Genomic DNA, 14,812 nt, shown 5'->3' with positions numbered 1-14,812 from the left:
TTGATGCCTGATGGCGCCGCTTAACGGGCGCGAATAAAACTGCCGTTTGGCTGGCGGGTAAACAGAACCTGCTGGCCATTCCCGGTATCAATGGTTAATCCCGTCACCACGCCATTGGCATTCTGCCTGATCTGCACCATCTGACCGTCTTTCAGGTTGCTTAGCGGTTTTCCCGCGCCTTCAACCTGCGCCATTGCATACACATCGGTTGGCGGGAGGTTATGGTCACGGAAGACCTGGGCCAGCGTTTTGCCCGAGTCTACGCGATAAGAGCGCCACTGTTGCTCAATTCCGCTATCCTGTTGGAAAGGTTGCGTCTGCGGCTGAGATTGCTGCGCCTGCGGCTGCGCATCAGGTTCTCCTTCCTGGATTGGCTCTGGAGCAACCGGAGCGACCTGGCCGGGATCGTTTTGCGGGGCGACTAACTGTGCCTGTAGCTGAGCCTCGGTTGGTGGCTGCGACTGTGACTGTAAATCCAGCTGGGCAGTACGCGTCACCACAGGGGCATCGCTGGTGTCACTGGAAGGAAGCAGGAAACCTATCACCAGCACGATAGCAGCAATAATAATGCCGCGGCGGTGCATAGGCGGTAGCGGATCCATAATGCGAAAATTGTCCGGTGCATGCCAGATTTTCGCCAGGGTTGGTTTTAATTCAAAGCGCCCGGGCATGGCTTTCCTCCTGCTCCGCGTCTCGTTCCTCGATCATAGAGTATAGATGGCTAACGCTATGATGTTCGTCATATTACCCGCTTTCGTGACGTCAACGCGGGATATTCCTATTGTTTATGTTTCCTCGCGATTTGTCATCTGTTCCCGAGACAAAGTTTTACCGGATGCGGCATGGCTGATATGCTGCCCGCTACTTTACATCCGATGAAAGGAAATATGATGGCTAACCCGACTTTTGACACTATCGAAGCGCAAGCAAGCTACGGCATTGGTTTGCAGGTAGGACAACAGCTGAGCGAATCCGGACTGGAAGGACTGTTGCCTGAAGCGCTGGTAGCGGGTATCGCTGACGCGCTGGAAGGTAAGCACCCGGCAGTGCCGGTTGATGTTGTGCATCGCGCGCTGCGTGAAATCCATGAACGCGCTGATGCAGTACGTCGCGAACGCTTCCAGGCTATGGCGGCTGATGGCGTCAAATATCTGGAAGAAAACCGTGAGAAAGAGGGTGTGAACAGCACTGAATCCGGTTTGCAGTTCCGTGTTCTGACTCAGGGCGAAGGGGCTATTCCGGCGCGTACTGACCGCGTTCGCGTGCATTATACCGGTAAACTGATCGACGGTACCGTGTTTGACAGCTCTGTCGCACGTGGCGAACCGGCTGAATTCCCGGTTAACGGCGTAATCCCTGGCTGGATTGAAGCACTGACCCTGATGCCGGTAGGTTCGAAATGGGAACTGACTATTCCTCAGGAACTGGCTTACGGCGAGCGTGGTGCTGGCGCGTCCATTCCTCCGTTCAGCACGCTGGTGTTCGACGTTGAGCTGCTTGAGATCCTGTAAGCAGTGACTTCTGTTCCCCCCGAGGCCGGGGGGAGCAAAAAAATAGCGTGAAAAGCTATAGTTACGTCGTTGTCGATATTTTATCTTGCAAATGCCGCATCAGCGTGTATTTTTGTGAGCTGATTCGCGCTATCAGAGTGATATGACACTCACTTTAAACATTAAATTAACATTATATCTAAATCTTAGTATTCATCCCGCCAATTCTTACCTAATATCGATGAGTCCTGATAACAGGATCGTCGTATCATAGACACACTAAAGGCCGTAGAGCCTGAACAACACAGACAGGTACAGGAAGAAAAAACATGGTAGATCAGGTAAAAGTCGACACCGCTGAAGAGGCGTCGTCTGAACAGTCGCTACGGCGCAATCTCACAAACCGTCATATTCAACTTATTGCTATTGGTGGTGCTATCGGTACTGGCCTGTTTATGGGCTCCGGTAAAACCATCAGTCTCGCCGGACCGTCGATCATCTTTGTATATATGATCATCGGTTTTATGCTGTTTTTCGTGATGCGGGCAATGGGTGAATTGCTGCTCTCGAATCTGGAGTACAAATCGTTTAGTGATTTCGCCTCCGACCTGCTCGGGCCGTGGGCCGGGTATTTTACCGGCTGGACCTACTGGTTCTGCTGGGTCGTTACTGGGATGGCAGACGTTGTCGCGATTACCGCGTATGCGCAATTCTGGTTCCCCGAACTGTCAGACTGGGTCGCCTCGCTGGCGGTGATTGTGCTGCTGCTGAGCCTCAACCTCGCCACCGTAAAAATGTTCGGTGAGATGGAGTTCTGGTTTGCGATGATCAAAATCGTCGCCATCATCGGCCTGATTGTCGTCGGTCTGGTGATGGTGCTGACGCACTTCCAGTCGCCAACCGGCGTTCAGGCATCGTTCACGCATCTGTGGAATGACGGTGGCTGGTTCCCGAAAGGTCTGAGCGGCTTCTTTGCCGGCTTCCAGATAGCGGTGTTCGCGTTTGTGGGTATTGAGCTGGTGGGAACGACCGCTGCGGAAACCAAGGATCCTGAGAAATCTCTGCCGCGCGCCATTAACTCGATTCCAATCCGTATTATCATGTTCTACGTGTTCGCGCTGATCGTGATTATGTCCGTAACGCCGTGGAGCTCGGTAGTACCAACCAAGAGCCCATTCGTTGAACTGTTTGTGCTGGTTGGTCTGCCTGCTGCGGCGAGCCTGATCAACTTTGTGGTTCTGACTTCAGCTGCCTCTTCCGCAAACAGCGGCGTGTTCTCTACCAGCCGTATGCTGTTCGGCCTGGCGCAGGAAGGCGTTGCACCGAAAGCATTTGCCAAGCTGTCTAAACGCGCAGTTCCGGCGAAGGGGTTAACCTTCTCCTGTATCTGTCTGTTGGGCGGCGTGGTGATGCTGTACGTGAACCCGAGCGTGATTGGCGCGTTCACCATGATCACCACCGTGTCGGCGATTCTGTTCATGTTCGTCTGGACCATCATTCTTTGCTCGTACCTGGTGTACCGCAAGCAACGTCCTCACCTGCATGAAAAATCAATCTACAAGATGCCGTTAGGCAAGCTGATGTGCTGGGTATGTATGGCGTTCTTCGTCTTCGTACTGGTACTGCTGACGCTGGAAGATGATACTCGTCAGGCGTTGATGGTGACGCCGCTGTGGTTCATCGCGCTGGGTCTGGGCTGGTTGTTTATCGGTAAGAAACGTATGGCGGGTATGCGTTAAGCGTTGTCATATCGGACACAAAAAAGGCCACATAAGCAGTGGCCGAATTCGGACTTCAGGAAGGCGCTCTCGGGCGCCTTTTTTTATTCACCTGCGAGGGCACGCGGGAACAACACATTGTTTTCCAGGCTGATGTGTTCCATCAGGTCATCGATCATTTCGTTAATGCCGTTATACATGGCTTTCCAGGTGGTGCAGGCTTCTGGCGGCGGCGTCACGTTGTGGGTGATGTGTTTGATCACTTCCACCAGTTCACCCGCATCGTCATGTTCGCTTTCCATCACGCTGATTGGCCCCATCGCCTGGCTACCCATGCCCTGTTTGATCATCGGGAACAGGATCTGCTCTTCTTTCATCATGTGGCTGGACAGCTCTTCATGCAGCATGGTCAGGTTTTTCGCCAGACCGCGCGGTACGTTCGGTTTGTCTGCGTGAACGCGTTCAACTTTTGTGGCCTGCAGGATCAGCTCCGGCAGCTGTTCGCGGTGTCTGTCGTGATAACGCACGATGATATGGTCGATGATTTCAGCCAGAGCCACGGTACGCCAGTCTTTCTCCAGCGGCTGTTCAGCCAGCTGCGCAAGCTGCGCCTCAATAACGTCTAAATCCAGCTCTTTACGCGCGGCAGCGCGTGCCAGCGTTTGCTTACCGCCGCAGCAGTAATCCATATCGTATTTACGAAACAGGGCCGAAGCGCGAGGAATAGAGAGCGCCAGTTCACCTAAAGGTTGATCGCGATAAGACATTGCCGTTACCTCATTCTCAATAATATAAGATGTATTTTAAATACAACTTATGGCGAAGGATATAACCCTTTCGGGGTGGGGTGTTTTGTGATGAACGTCACGAAAATTTCTTATTTCGTTAAGGTGCTGAATCTTATTGGAAAGGTGAGGGGCGGCGAAAAAAGCGGCTCGACAGGATTAAATAAGCGCACGCCGCTGCCGATAGTTAGACCTCAGACAATACCTGCATAATAAAAAGGCTACAGATGTTCAAACGAATCAAAGTGATAACCTTACTTATCACCGTGTTACTCGCCCTGGGCGCAATGCAGCTCATCTCTGCGGGCGTCTTTATTGGCGCGCTCAATAACGATAAGCAGAACTTTAACGTGTCTCAACTTTCCAGCCAGAATGTGGCCGAGTTTACCGATGCGTGGATTAGCCTGAACCAGGCTCGCGTCACGCTCAACCGGGGCATGCTGCGTTTACAGGGAACGATGGCTAGCGAGATTAACGGCGGTCAGTTGAAGGAGCTGGTGAACACAGCAAATCGCCTGTTGGCCGAATCGAAAGAGCATTACGATAAATACTACGCTCTACCGGAAACGCCGGGGCTGGATGAGCATCTGGCCGATCGACTGGAAGAACAGTACGGCATCTATTCTGCGACGCTGGCAAAAATGAACGCGCTGCTGGCTGAAGGAAAGCTGGAAGAGATGTTCAAGCAGAACGCCGAGCAAAAGCAAACGGCCATGCAGGAAGTTTATCGGGAATGGCGTAGCGCGCAAACGGCGCTGGCCACTGCCGGGGTACAGGACAATGAGAGTGACTACCAGAAGATAATCTGGCTACTGTCCGCGGTGATGCTGATTGTCGTCACCGTAATTATCGCCAGTTGGCTGGCGATGCAGCGAGTGCTGCTCAAGCCGCTCCACGAGGTGATGGGACATATTCGCCATATTGCCGCAGGTGATTTGACTCACCGCATCAACGCCGATGGCAGTAATGAAATGGCGCTGCTGGCAGGCAACGTCCGCGACATGCAGCAGGCGCTGGCGAACACGGTCAGCGTGGTGCGTGACGGGGCTGACACCATCTATACCGGCGCGGGTGAAATTGCCGCTGGCAGTAACGATCTCTCTTCACGTACCGAACAGCAGGCCGCCTCTCTGGAGGAGACTGCAGCCAGCATGGAACAACTTACCGCAACCGTGAGACAGAACGCAGATAACGCGCGTCAGGCGACCAGTCTGGCAAAAAATGCTTCGCAGACGGCGCAGAAAGGCGGGACCGTGGTTGATGGCGTGGTGCGTACGATGGATGAAATCGCCACCAGTTCCAGCAAAATTGCGCAAATTACCACTGTTATCGACGGCATTGCTTTCCAGACCAACATCCTGGCGCTGAACGCGGCGGTAGAAGCGGCGCGCGCTGGCGAACAGGGGCGTGGCTTTGCTGTAGTCGCAGGTGAGGTGCGCACGCTGGCGCAGCGTAGCGCTCAGGCGGCAAAAGAAATTAAGGCGTTGATTGATGACTCAGGGAATCGGGTCAATGCCGGTACGGCGCTGGTGCATGAGGCGGGTGAGACGATGGCGGAAATTGTCAGTGCCGTCACCCAGGTTACCGATATTATGGGAGAAATTGCGTCGGCCTCTGATGAACAGAGTCGGGGTATCGATCAGGTCGGTCAGGCGGTGGCTGAGATGGATCGCGTCACGCAGCAAAACGCCTCGCTGGTGGAGGAATCCGCTTCCGCCGCAGCCGCGCTCGAAGAGCAGGCCGCACGGTTGAACCAGACGGTGGCGGTGTTTAAAGTTTAACGTCTGCTCCGGCCTACAAGATATTATCCAGTAGGCCGGATAAGCGGAGCACCATCCGGCACATTATGATTGTGAAACCACCATGACGCTGGGTTTCTGCGGCTTGGCTCTGACGGCTATCACTACCCCAACCATCAGCAGCGTAATACCGCTTACCGTCAGCAACGGTGGAAATTCCTGGCGCAGTATAAAGGTGTACAGCAGGCCAGCCAGCGTTTCGAAGACAATCAACGGGCCGAGGATCACTGTCGGCAGCTTCTGGCTGGCGACGTTCCAGCACAGTGCGCCAACCCAAGAACACAATACCGCAATGGCTATCATCAGGCCGATAAACACGGCTGGACGCGGACCGAAGGGCAGAGCGAAGTCCGGCGTTTGCCCGTTCAGCCACAGGCAGGCGGCAATATAGCCGAGCAGAGAAACAGGCAGCGTTACCAGAGCCTGAGCCGTCGCCCACATCATCGGGTGCTTATCCGGATTCTCGCGCAGCCAGCGGGCATTACGCAGCGCATACCACGCCCAACACACCACCGAAATCAGCGCCAGTGCGATGCCAGAGCCATATCGCCAGCCGCTAAAGTCAGGGAGTCCCTGATTCAGCTCCGAGATATTCACGCACAGCAGGCCTATACCAATCAACACCAGCGCAGGCGACAAACGCCACCATGATAATTTGCCGTCACGCTGGCTGTAGAGGAGGTTAGCGAAGACCGGGATTACCACCGGCAATGTACCAATAATCATCGTGGAGACCGGTGCGCCGGTGCGCTGGATGGCGCTTGCCAGGCAAACGTAATAAATCAGATTCCCCATCATTGTTAGCGTCAGCGCAGTTACCCAGTCTTTCCGCCCGAGTTGACGCAGGCGCACACGTCCCAGCCAGGCAATCGGCAATGCGATCAGCCCCAGCGCCAGATAGCGCCCCATCGACTGCAATACCGCCGGGTATTCCGGTACGATCAGCGGTCCAACAAAAATTAATCCCCACATCAGCCCGGCCAGCAGGGCATACAACACACCGCTAATCATTTTTGATATCCACATCGCTTAATAATACGTCGAGTGTAGGCAGGAAAAATGCCGCCGTATTGTATGAGATTGCTGATCAACGCCGGACGACTTGTTTCTGATAACGCACTGGCGTAATGCCGTAGCGATGGGTAAACGCGCGGGTGAGATGCGACTGGTCGGTGAGGCCGGTTGCGGCGGCGACCTCTGCGGCGGGCATACCGCAAGTGAGAAAACCTTTGGCTCGCCACAGGCGGATCGCCATCAACATCTGGTGCGGCGTGACGTGGAAATGAGATTTAAACTGGCGCTGAAAATGCCAGGGACTCAGCGATGCAACCCGCGCCAGCTCGTCGAGCGTGACCGGATGCATATAATTATCGTGCAGATACTCGCGTACTCGTTCAAAGCGATGCGCCCCCTCCGGCAATACCGGTGCATGGCGGGCCAGCGGCTGGAACGTGTCGATCAGATCGAGCAATAGTCCTTTTTGCGCCAGCGGATCTTCCGTGTTCCACAGGCCGTGGATCAGCGAGCAGATCTGGCGCGAGCGCAGCGGATCGTGACGCGTTACGTCATGAAACCACCAGTGGCGGATCCCAGTGACCTCTTCCAGAAGATCGGGCTCAAGATAAATCATCCGATAGCGCCAGCCATCGGCGGTTTCGGCCTCGCCGGTGTGCAGCTCATCGGGATTCATGGTGACGACGGAATGGGCGGGGGCCACGTACTGCGTGCCGCGATAACGAAAACGTTCGGCTCCGGCTTCTATCGCGCCAATGCCGAATGCTTCATGTGTGTGCGGCTCAAAGGCGTAACGTGAGATGTGCGCATGATACAGCTCTACGCCCGGCACCTGCGCCAGATGGCGAAAGCGGGCGCTGTCTTTCTCATCAATAAACTGCTCAGGTACACCTTGCACGTTTTCTCTCCCCACGCATCATCCTGTCATTATCAGAGAGGATGCGTGGGGATGCCACCACAATTAACTAATTTTTAACACTTACACGATGCCTTTGACGCTGTCAGCCAGCGAGGTGGTCGGGCGACCAATCAGTTTGCTCAGCGTATGGCTGTCGTCGAACAGACCGCCTTTGGAGGCGCCAGTGTCTGAGTCAGCCAGCATGTCCGCCAGTCCGGCAGGCAGACCTACACCTTTTAGCGCGGCGGCAAAATCAGCTTCGCTCAGGTTCTGATACACCACTTTTTTACCACTCTGTTTTGCCAGCTCGGCAGCCAACTGACTCAGGGTCCAGCCTGCGTCGCCCGCCAGCTCATAGGTTTTACCGGCGTGACCGTCTTCACTGATGACGCGCGCGGCGGCAGCGGCATAGTCGGCGCGGGTCGCTGAGGCAATTTTGCCTTCACCTGCAGCCCCGATAAACACGCCATGTTCCAGAGCAGCCGGTGCGCTGGCGAGATAGTTTTCGGTGTACCAGCCGTTACGCAGTAGCGCGTAGGCGATACCGGATTCAGCCAGCATCTGCTCGGTTGCCACATGCTCATCAGCCAGCCCCAGCGGAGAGGTGTCGGCGTGCAGCAGGCTGGTGTAGGCGATAAATTTCACGTGAGCGGCTTTCGCTGCATTAATCACGTTGCGATGCTGCGGGGCACGTTGTCCCACTTCGCTGGAGGAGATCAGCAGTAGCTTGTCGATATCCTGTAAGGCAGTTGTAAAGGCGGCTTCATCGCTGTAATCCGCCTGACGAACGGTAATGCCCTGCTGACTAAGCGCCGTCGCTTTAGCGGGATTACGCACGATTGCCACAATCTGGCTGGCAGGAACGGTTTTCAGCAGAGATTCAATAACGTGTTGGCCCAGTTGGCCGGTGGCGCCGGTAATCGCGATCATGGGGTGACTCCTTGGTATTGGTCTTGTGTTTAATCACGCTAACACCTAAACTTACTTTTAGTAAGTACGTACAAAAAGGTTAGTATGAAAATGACAGCTTCGACGCTCTCCCAGCAGTTACGCGATGGCAACTTGTTTGCCGAACAGTGTCCCTCCCGCGAGGTGTTAAAACACGTCACCAGTCGATGGGGCGTGTTGATTCTGGTGGCGCTGCGCGACGGTACGCACCGTTTCAGCGATTTGCGCCGTAAGATGGGCGGGGTCAGTGAAAAGATGCTGGCGCAATCCCTGCAAGCGTTAGAGCAGGACGGGTTTATCAATCGGGTGTCATATCCGGTAGTACCGCCGCACGTGGAATATAGTTTGACGCCGTTGGGTGAGCAGGTGAGCGATAAAGTCGCCGCGCTGGCGGACTGGATAGAACTGAATTTGCCGCAGGTTTTAGCGCAGCGGGAAGAGCGGGCGGCGTAAAGTATTGTCGGATGGCGGCTAACGCCTTATCCGGCCTACAGATTATTTCGACTCGTAGGCCGGATAAGACGCTATTGCGTCGCATCCGGCACGAAAATTACTTACTTAAATCCAGCTGGTAAATGGCGAAACCGATGTCATCGGTCGCGACTTTTTTCAGCGGATACTGGCCTTTCTCTTTAATAAACGCCGCGGCTTTATCAGACGGTGATGTTTCAAAGCGAATATCCAATGGCGTATCGCTGTGAATTGGCGCCAGACGCCAGTTGTTATCTGCCGCCGGATGAATTTCACCGGCACGCTTCGTCTCCGCACCAATCCACGCGGCCAGCACCGAGCGGTTTTCATCCGGAGAAGCAAACGCGATGTGGTTGTCGCCGGTTCCGGCAAACTTACCGCCGTAGGCGCGGTAGTTGTTGGTCGCGACGAGGAAGGTAGCATTCGGATCGATTGGTTTGCCGTTAAAGGTCAGATTTTTAATACGTTCCGCTTTCGGATTAATGGTCTGACATTCCCCGTCGTAGCGGGCGGGTTGTGAAACATCAATCTGATAATTCACGCCATCAATCACGTCGAAATTATAGGTACGGAAGCCGTCCCAGTTAATCAACGACTGTGGTTTGCTGCTGTGGATATCAATCTGATTGAACTGCCCGGCGGAACATTCCAGCCACTCTTTCACCTCTTTACCGCTGGCTTTCACCACCACCAGAGTGTTGGGATAGAGATACAAATCAGCGGCGTTACGGAAGGTTAACTGGCCTTTTTCGACTTCTACAAAGCTTGCCGGATCGTTCTTACGCCCACCGACCTTAAACGGCGCGGCGGCGGAAAGTACCGGTAGTTTTGCCAGATCCGGATCGCCCTGAATAAAGTGTTCCACATAGGCTTTCTGCGCGTTGTTCACCACCTGTACGGTCGGGTCATCCTGTACCAGCGCCAGATAGCTGTACATATTGTCGGCGGATTTACCGATCGGTTTGCTGACAAACTCACGCGTGGCGTCGTGATCGGCTTTCAGGATCTCAACGATTTTTTTGTCTTCTGCTGCCAGTGATTTTTTCGCTGCCGCGTCATAAATCGGACGTGCTTCGGCTTTCGCCTGGGTGACCTGCCATTTACCGCTGTCGTTATTCAGCACTAAATCCACCACCCCCAGATGATCGCCCCACATACCCGGCATTACCGCCGAAACCCCATTCAGCGTACCTTTTGCGATATCTGCACCTTTGATGTTGGCAAAGTCTTTACCAGGGAAAACGGCGTGAGCGTGGCCAAACATAATGGCATCCACGCCTGGGACTTCACTGAGGTAATAAACGGAGTTTTCCGCCATGGTTTGATACGGGTCGGCAGAAAGCCCGGAGTGAGCAACTACCACCACGACATCGGCTCCTTTTTCTCGCATTTCGGGAACGTATTTGCGTGCAGTTTCCGTAATGTCGTTCACCGTCACTTTACCGCTGAGGTTGGCTTTATCCCAGGTCATAATCTGCGGTGGCACAAAACCGATATAGCCAATCTTCAGCGTCTGCTTTTTCCCTTCTTTGTCGACAACCTCAGTGTCTTTGATCAGATAAGGCGTAAATAGCGGCTTTTTGGTCTTAACGTCGATGATATTGGCGTTAACGTAAGGGAACTTCGCCCCTGCCAGCGCGTTGTGCAGATACTCAAGACCGTAGTTGAATTCATGGTTGCCGAGGTTACCCACCGCGTAATCCAGGGTATTCAGCGCCTTATATACCGGGTGAGTTTCGCCCGCTTTCAGCCCTTTGGCCGCCATGTAATCCCCGAGCGGGCTGCCCTGAATCAGATCGCCATTATCAACCAGCACGCTGTTTTTGACTTCTCCACGCGCAGCGTTGATAAGACTTGCCGTACGTACCAAACCGAATTTTTCAGTCGGTGTATCTTTGTAATAATCGAAATCCATCATATTGCTATGCAAATCAGTGGTTTCCATTATACGCAGATCGACGGTCGCGGCATTGACGCTGGCTGCAATCAGCGTTGCCAGAAGCGTTGCACTAAACTTAATCATCAGGGGCATCCTTTTAAGATCTAAGCCACAAAAGAAAATGTATATAAATCTTCTTGCTTACAGAACTGTGAATCATGACATGAATATAGCGTTTAAAACCGCAGACGCTATCACAGTTGGCGGATCCCCTGACGATCGGGTATAAGTAAAACAACGAGTTAACACCACTGACAGAAACGAGGTGGAGAATGCTAGAACATGTATGCCAGCTTGCACGGAACGCGGGCGATGCCATTATGCAGGTCTACGATGGAATCAAACCGATGGAGATTACCAGCAAGCAGGATGATTCTCCGGTCACGGCGGCGGATATCGCCGCGCACAAGGTGATCCTCGAGGGATTACTGGCGCTGACGCCGGATATTCCGGTTCTGTCTGAAGAGGCGCCTCCTGGCTGGGATGTTCGCCAGCACTGGCAGCGCTACTGGCTGGTGGACCCGCTGGACGGGACCAAAGAGTTCATTAAGCGTAACGGTGAATTTACCGTCAATATTGCGCTGATCGAGAAAGGAAAGCCGGTTCTGGGCGTGGTTTACGCGCCGGTAATGAAAGTGATGTACAGCGCAGCAGAAGGTAAAGCGTGGAAAGAAGAGTGCGGCGTACGTAAACAAATTCAGGTTCGTGACGCGCGTCCGCCGCTGGTGGTCATTAGCCGCTCGCATGCCGATAATGAATTAAAAGAGTATCTGCAACAGTTGGGCGAGCACCAGACCACGTCGATTGGCTCATCGTTGAAGTTCTGCCTGGTGGCGGAAGGGCACGCACAGCTGTACCCGCGTTTTGGGCCCACTAACGTATGGGACACCGCCGCGGGCCACGCTGTTGCCGCCGCAGCCGGAGCGCACGTTCACGACTGGCAGGGGAAACCTCTGGATTACACCCCACGTGAATCGTTCCTCAACCCCGGCTTCCGCGTATCTATTTACTGAGCAATTTGTGCAGCAGGGCAATTACCTGCTGCACCTCTTCCTGCGTTAATGCGCCATCTTTTGCCCACTGCACGCGTCCGTCCTTGTCGAGTACGACGATAGCGGAGCTCTCTTCATCCAGTTGCCAGGCTTTACGCGCAATGCCATTGCTGTCGACAATGAATTGCGACCACGGGTAGAGCTTCTTATTGCTCTCCAGACTGCTGCGCACAAACATACCGGAGCCGGGGATGGCGTCATCTGTGTTGACGATAGTGGTGGTCTGGTATTTGTCGTGCGGCAGGTTGGCGGCTTTGATTGCCTCGATCAGTGTCGCATTTTTCTCTTTGGCGGAGGTGCGTCCGGCAATGTGTTGCACAATTCGCACTTTCCCAGGCAACTGCGCGCTATTCCAGCTTTTGTAGCTAAACTTATCGTTATCGAGAATCAGTTCGCCGCGATCGGCGATCCCCACCGGTGGTACGCGTTGGTCAGTCTCAAACTTATGTGCGGAGGCAATCATCGGCAGCAGCAGAAACGACAGCGCCAACAGTTTTCGTAAGGTCATAGGTTTTCCTTCTTTCTTTTATTTTGCAGGTGATCCGACCACTTGGGTCTGGAATTTAATCATATGTGCGATTGATGCTTTTTCCCGCAAGCGCGATGCCAGTTTGCGGACGGGCGCACAAATCCTGCGAAAAATGAAGGCTTATACTGAAGACAGCGAAGCGTTGAAAAGATAATTCTGAATAATTGTAACCTGAAGGTAAATAAACTTATACACGCTGGAAACATCAACGAGATAGTCTATAGTCATAGGGCATTAAAATTTGCGCCTGAGGATTGTCGGACCGATTGTGGTACCGCAAAGGCGTAATGCTCAGCAGGAGACAACAATGAAAATTTTCCAACGATACAACCCGCTGCAGGTGGCGAAGTACGTGAAGATCCTGTTTCGTGGACGGTTATATATCAAGGATGTAGGCGCTTTTGAATTTGATAAGGGTAAGATTCTTATCCCAAAAGTGAAGGACAAGCTGCATTTTTCCGTGATGTCCGAAGTTAACCGTCAGGTCTTGCGTCTGCAAACTGAGATGGCTTGATCAAGTGCTATGCAGTAGTTAAAAAAACGGCTCCTGGACAGGAGCCGTTGATGTTTCTGTAAGGCGTTACGACGCCTTTGCCTCTTCTTTTGCATCTGGCAGTTTTGGTACCAGAACTGTAGGTTTGCTGTCCAGACGCGTCACCAGCAGCTGATCGATCTTGTAGTTATCGATATCCACCACTTCAAATTTGTAGCCAGAATACTTCACCGAGTCGGTGCGTTTCGGGATTTTACGCAGCATGAACATCATAAAGCCGCCGATGGTTTCATAGTTGCCGGACTGCGGGAACTCGTCGATATCCAGCACGCGCATAACGTCATCAATCGGCGTACCGCCATCAACCAACCATGAGTTCTCATCACGCGCCACAATCTGCTCTTCCAGACCCTGGCCAACTAAATCACCCATCAGCGTGGTCATCACGTCGTTAAGCGTGATAATTCCCACCACCAGCGCATACTCGTTCATGATGACGGCAAAGTCTTCGCCTGCGGTTTTGAAGCTTTCCAGTGCTTCAGAGAGCGTCAGCGTGTCCGGGACGATCAGCGTATTGCGGATCTGTACGCCGCTGTTCAGCGCCATGCTTTGGTTCGCCAGTACGCGGTTGAGGAGATCCTTTGAATCGACATAACCAATGATGTGGTCGATATCTTCGTTACACACCAGGAATTTGGAGTGCGGATGTTCCGCCACTTTGTTCTTCAGGCTTTGCTCATCTTCATGGAGATCGAACCAGATAATATTCTCGCGCGAGGTCATTGAAGACGGGACGGTACGCGATTCCAGTTCGAACACATTTTCAATCAGCTCATGCTCCTGTTTGCGCAGAACACCCGCCAGCGCACCGGCTTCGACCACGGCGTAAATGTCGTCTGAGGTGATGTCGTCTTTTCGCACCATTGGGATCTTAAACAGACGGAAAATGTTGTTTGCCAGACCGTTAAAGAACCACACCAGCGGGCGGAAGACCAGCAGGCAGAAGCGCATCGGGTTGATGATACGCAAAGCCACAGCTTCTGGCGCAATCATACCGATGCGTTTCGGGGTTAAATCCGCGAACAGGATGAACAGGCCAGTAACCAGCGAGAATGACAGAATAAAGCTTAACTGTTCGGACAGCTCTGGAGCGAAGTACTTCGAGAAAAGGCTGTAAAACGCCGGGGAGAATGCTGCATCACCGACGATACCGCCGAGAATGGCGACCGCGTTAAGGCCAATTTGCACGACGGTAAAAAACATGCCGGGGTTTTCCTGCATCTTCAAAACACGTTGTGCGTTTACGTTGCCTTCATCGGCAAGCAGTTTAAGTTTTATTTTGCGTGATGCAGCAAGCGAGATCTCAGATATCGAGAAAAACGCACTCACGGCGATCAGGCAGAGAATGACTAAAATACTGTTTAACATATCTTATCTGACCGTTCAGGTCAGATCCTCGGAAGGGAGAAGTTGATACTCGTCGTCTTTCAAGCTGCAGGTGCGTTAGCTGCACTCATTCACCCCAGTCACATAGTTATCTATGCTCCTGGGGATTCACGAGTTTGCCGCCTGCCTGCAACTCGAAATCCATAGAGTATAAATCCAATGGAATATTCAATGAAAACCGGTCCGAAGGGAGTGGACCGGTAATTTCAGAAGCTAGTATAGCGTAAGGT

General features: G+C 53.2%; 14 protein-coding genes. 6 read left to right on the top strand and 8 right to left on the bottom strand.

The genetic code is table 11. From position 1 onward, the window contains the following. Positions 1–20: 20 nt before the first annotated feature. Positions 21–671, bottom strand: coding sequence for a LysM-like peptidoglycan-binding domain-containing protein (locus tag SK39_RS08995; RefSeq protein ID WP_003025681.1), 651 nt, complete (start codon positions 669–671; stop codon positions 21–23). Between the two features lie 219 nt (positions 672–890). Between SK39_RS08995 and fklB the strand changes: the two genes are divergently transcribed. Both fklB and cycA read left to right on the top strand, forming a co-directional pair. Beyond that, entirely contained in the window at positions 891–1,511 is a 621-nt protein-coding gene (fklB, locus tag SK39_RS08990) for a BamJ family beta-barrel-assembly machinery protein (RefSeq protein ID WP_003025685.1), read from the top strand. Between the two features lie 308 nt (positions 1,512–1,819). Then, complete coding sequence (gene cycA / locus SK39_RS08985; RefSeq protein ID WP_003025688.1) at positions 1,820–3,229, top strand: D-serine/D-alanine/glycine transporter; 1,410 nt, start codon at positions 1,820–1,822, stop codon at positions 3,227–3,229. 83 nt (positions 3,230–3,312) lie between these two features. On the opposite strand, the gene ytfE is transcribed toward cycA, so the two are convergent. After that, complete coding sequence (ytfE, locus tag SK39_RS08980) at positions 3,313–3,975, bottom strand: iron-sulfur cluster repair protein YtfE (protein WP_003025690.1); 663 nt, start codon at positions 3,973–3,975, stop codon at positions 3,313–3,315. Between the two features lie 245 nt (positions 3,976–4,220). On the opposite strand from ytfE, the gene SK39_RS08975 reads away from it, so the two are divergent. Continuing rightward, a complete protein-coding gene (locus SK39_RS08975; protein WP_003844953.1) occupies positions 4,221–5,774 on the top strand; it encodes a methyl-accepting chemotaxis protein in 1,554 nt (517 codons plus the stop codon). Between the two features lie 63 nt (positions 5,775–5,837). Here the strand turns inward: SK39_RS08975 and SK39_RS08970 are convergent, their stop codons facing one another. From SK39_RS08970 to SK39_RS08960, 3 genes are all read right to left on the bottom strand, one after another. Then, positions 5,838–6,803, bottom strand: a complete 966-nt coding sequence (locus SK39_RS08970) for a DMT family transporter (protein WP_003025693.1) — start codon at positions 6,801–6,803, stop codon at positions 5,838–5,840. Between the two features lie 76 nt (positions 6,804–6,879). After that, positions 6,880–7,704 carry an AraC family transcriptional regulator gene (locus SK39_RS08965; RefSeq protein ID WP_003025695.1) on the bottom strand — a complete coding sequence of 275 codons (825 nt, stop codon included), beginning with the start codon at positions 7,702–7,704 and terminating at the stop codon, positions 6,880–6,882. Between the two features lie 81 nt (positions 7,705–7,785). Continuing rightward, positions 7,786–8,634 (bottom strand): SDR family oxidoreductase, encoded by an 849-nt coding sequence (locus SK39_RS08960; RefSeq protein WP_048216927.1) that lies wholly within the window; start codon positions 8,632–8,634, stop codon positions 7,786–7,788. 90 nt (positions 8,635–8,724) lie between these two features. On the opposite strand from SK39_RS08960, the gene SK39_RS08955 reads away from it, so the two are divergent. Continuing rightward, positions 8,725–9,105: a winged helix-turn-helix transcriptional regulator gene (locus SK39_RS08955; protein ID WP_003025698.1), complete on the top strand. Its 381-nt coding sequence runs from the start codon at positions 8,725–8,727 to the stop codon at positions 9,103–9,105. Between the two features lie 97 nt (positions 9,106–9,202). On the opposite strand, the gene cpdB is transcribed toward SK39_RS08955, so the two are convergent. Next, entirely contained in the window at positions 9,203–11,146 is a 1,944-nt protein-coding gene (gene cpdB / locus SK39_RS08950) for a 2',3'-cyclic-nucleotide 2'-phosphodiesterase (RefSeq protein ID WP_048216926.1), read from the bottom strand. 188 nt (positions 11,147–11,334) lie between these two features. Between cpdB and cysQ the strand changes: the two genes are divergently transcribed. Continuing rightward, on the top strand, positions 11,335–12,075 hold the full coding sequence (cysQ, locus tag SK39_RS08945; protein WP_003025705.1) for a 3'(2'),5'-bisphosphate nucleotidase CysQ: 741 nt from the start codon (positions 11,335–11,337) through the stop codon (positions 12,073–12,075). Here cysQ and SK39_RS08940 read toward each other — a convergent pair. Continuing rightward, positions 12,065–12,622 carry a YtfJ family protein gene (locus SK39_RS08940; protein WP_003025707.1) on the bottom strand — a complete coding sequence of 186 codons (558 nt, stop codon included), beginning with the start codon at positions 12,620–12,622 and terminating at the stop codon, positions 12,065–12,067. The two genes, cysQ and SK39_RS08940, sit on opposite strands and share 11 nt — an antisense overlap. Before the next feature lie 328 nt (positions 12,623–12,950). On the opposite strand from SK39_RS08940, the gene SK39_RS08935 reads away from it, so the two are divergent. After that, positions 12,951–13,157: a DUF1107 domain-containing protein gene (locus tag SK39_RS08935; RefSeq protein WP_003025710.1), complete on the top strand. Its 207-nt coding sequence runs from the start codon at positions 12,951–12,953 to the stop codon at positions 13,155–13,157. A 66-nt stretch (positions 13,158–13,223) separates the two neighbouring features. Here SK39_RS08935 and paeA read toward each other — a convergent pair whose 3' ends face one another. Then, positions 13,224–14,564 carry a polyamine export protein PaeA gene (gene paeA, locus SK39_RS08930; protein WP_003025713.1) on the bottom strand — a complete coding sequence of 447 codons (1,341 nt, stop codon included), beginning with the start codon at positions 14,562–14,564 and terminating at the stop codon, positions 13,224–13,226. Positions 14,565–14,812: the final 248 nt, after the last annotated feature.

It is taken from the genome of Citrobacter sp. BIDMC107 (genome assembly GCF_001037575.1).
In the GTDB taxonomy this organism is placed as follows: Bacteria; Pseudomonadota; Gammaproteobacteria; order Enterobacterales; family Enterobacteriaceae; genus Citrobacter; species Citrobacter freundii.
This window is presented reverse-complemented; position numbering and strand designations above follow the sequence as displayed.

Bases quoted from the DNA above. Each gene is read 5' to 3' on its own strand.
- SK39_RS08995 (WP_003025681.1), bottom strand. From the start codon at position 671: ATGCCCGGGCGCTTTGAATTAAAACCAACCCTGGCGAAAATCTGGCAT.
- fklB (WP_003025685.1), top strand. From the start codon at position 891: ATGGCTAACCCGACTTTTGACACTATCGAAGCGCAAGCAAGCTACGGC.
- cycA (WP_003025688.1), top strand. From the start codon at position 1,820: ATGGTAGATCAGGTAAAAGTCGACACCGCTGAAGAGGCGTCGTCTGAA.
- ytfE (WP_003025690.1), bottom strand. From the start codon at position 3,975: ATGTCTTATCGCGATCAACCTTTAGGTGAACTGGCGCTCTCTATTCCT.
- SK39_RS08975 (WP_003844953.1), top strand. From the start codon at position 4,221: ATGTTCAAACGAATCAAAGTGATAACCTTACTTATCACCGTGTTACTC.
- SK39_RS08970 (WP_003025693.1), bottom strand. From the start codon at position 6,803: ATGATTAGCGGTGTGTTGTATGCCCTGCTGGCCGGGCTGATGTGGGGA.
- SK39_RS08960 (WP_048216927.1), bottom strand. From the start codon at position 8,634: ATGATCGCGATTACCGGCGCCACCGGCCAACTGGGCCAACACGTTATT.
- SK39_RS08955 (WP_003025698.1), top strand. From the start codon at position 8,725: ATGACAGCTTCGACGCTCTCCCAGCAGTTACGCGATGGCAACTTGTTT.
- cpdB (WP_048216926.1), bottom strand. From the start codon at position 11,146: ATGATTAAGTTTAGTGCAACGCTTCTGGCAACGCTGATTGCAGCCAGC.
- cysQ (WP_003025705.1), top strand. From the start codon at position 11,335: ATGCTAGAACATGTATGCCAGCTTGCACGGAACGCGGGCGATGCCATT.
- SK39_RS08940 (WP_003025707.1), bottom strand. From the start codon at position 12,622: ATGACCTTACGAAAACTGTTGGCGCTGTCGTTTCTGCTGCTGCCGATG.
- SK39_RS08935 (WP_003025710.1), top strand. From the start codon at position 12,951: ATGAAAATTTTCCAACGATACAACCCGCTGCAGGTGGCGAAGTACGTG.
- paeA (WP_003025713.1), bottom strand. From the start codon at position 14,564: ATGTTAAACAGTATTTTAGTCATTCTCTGCCTGATCGCCGTGAGTGCG.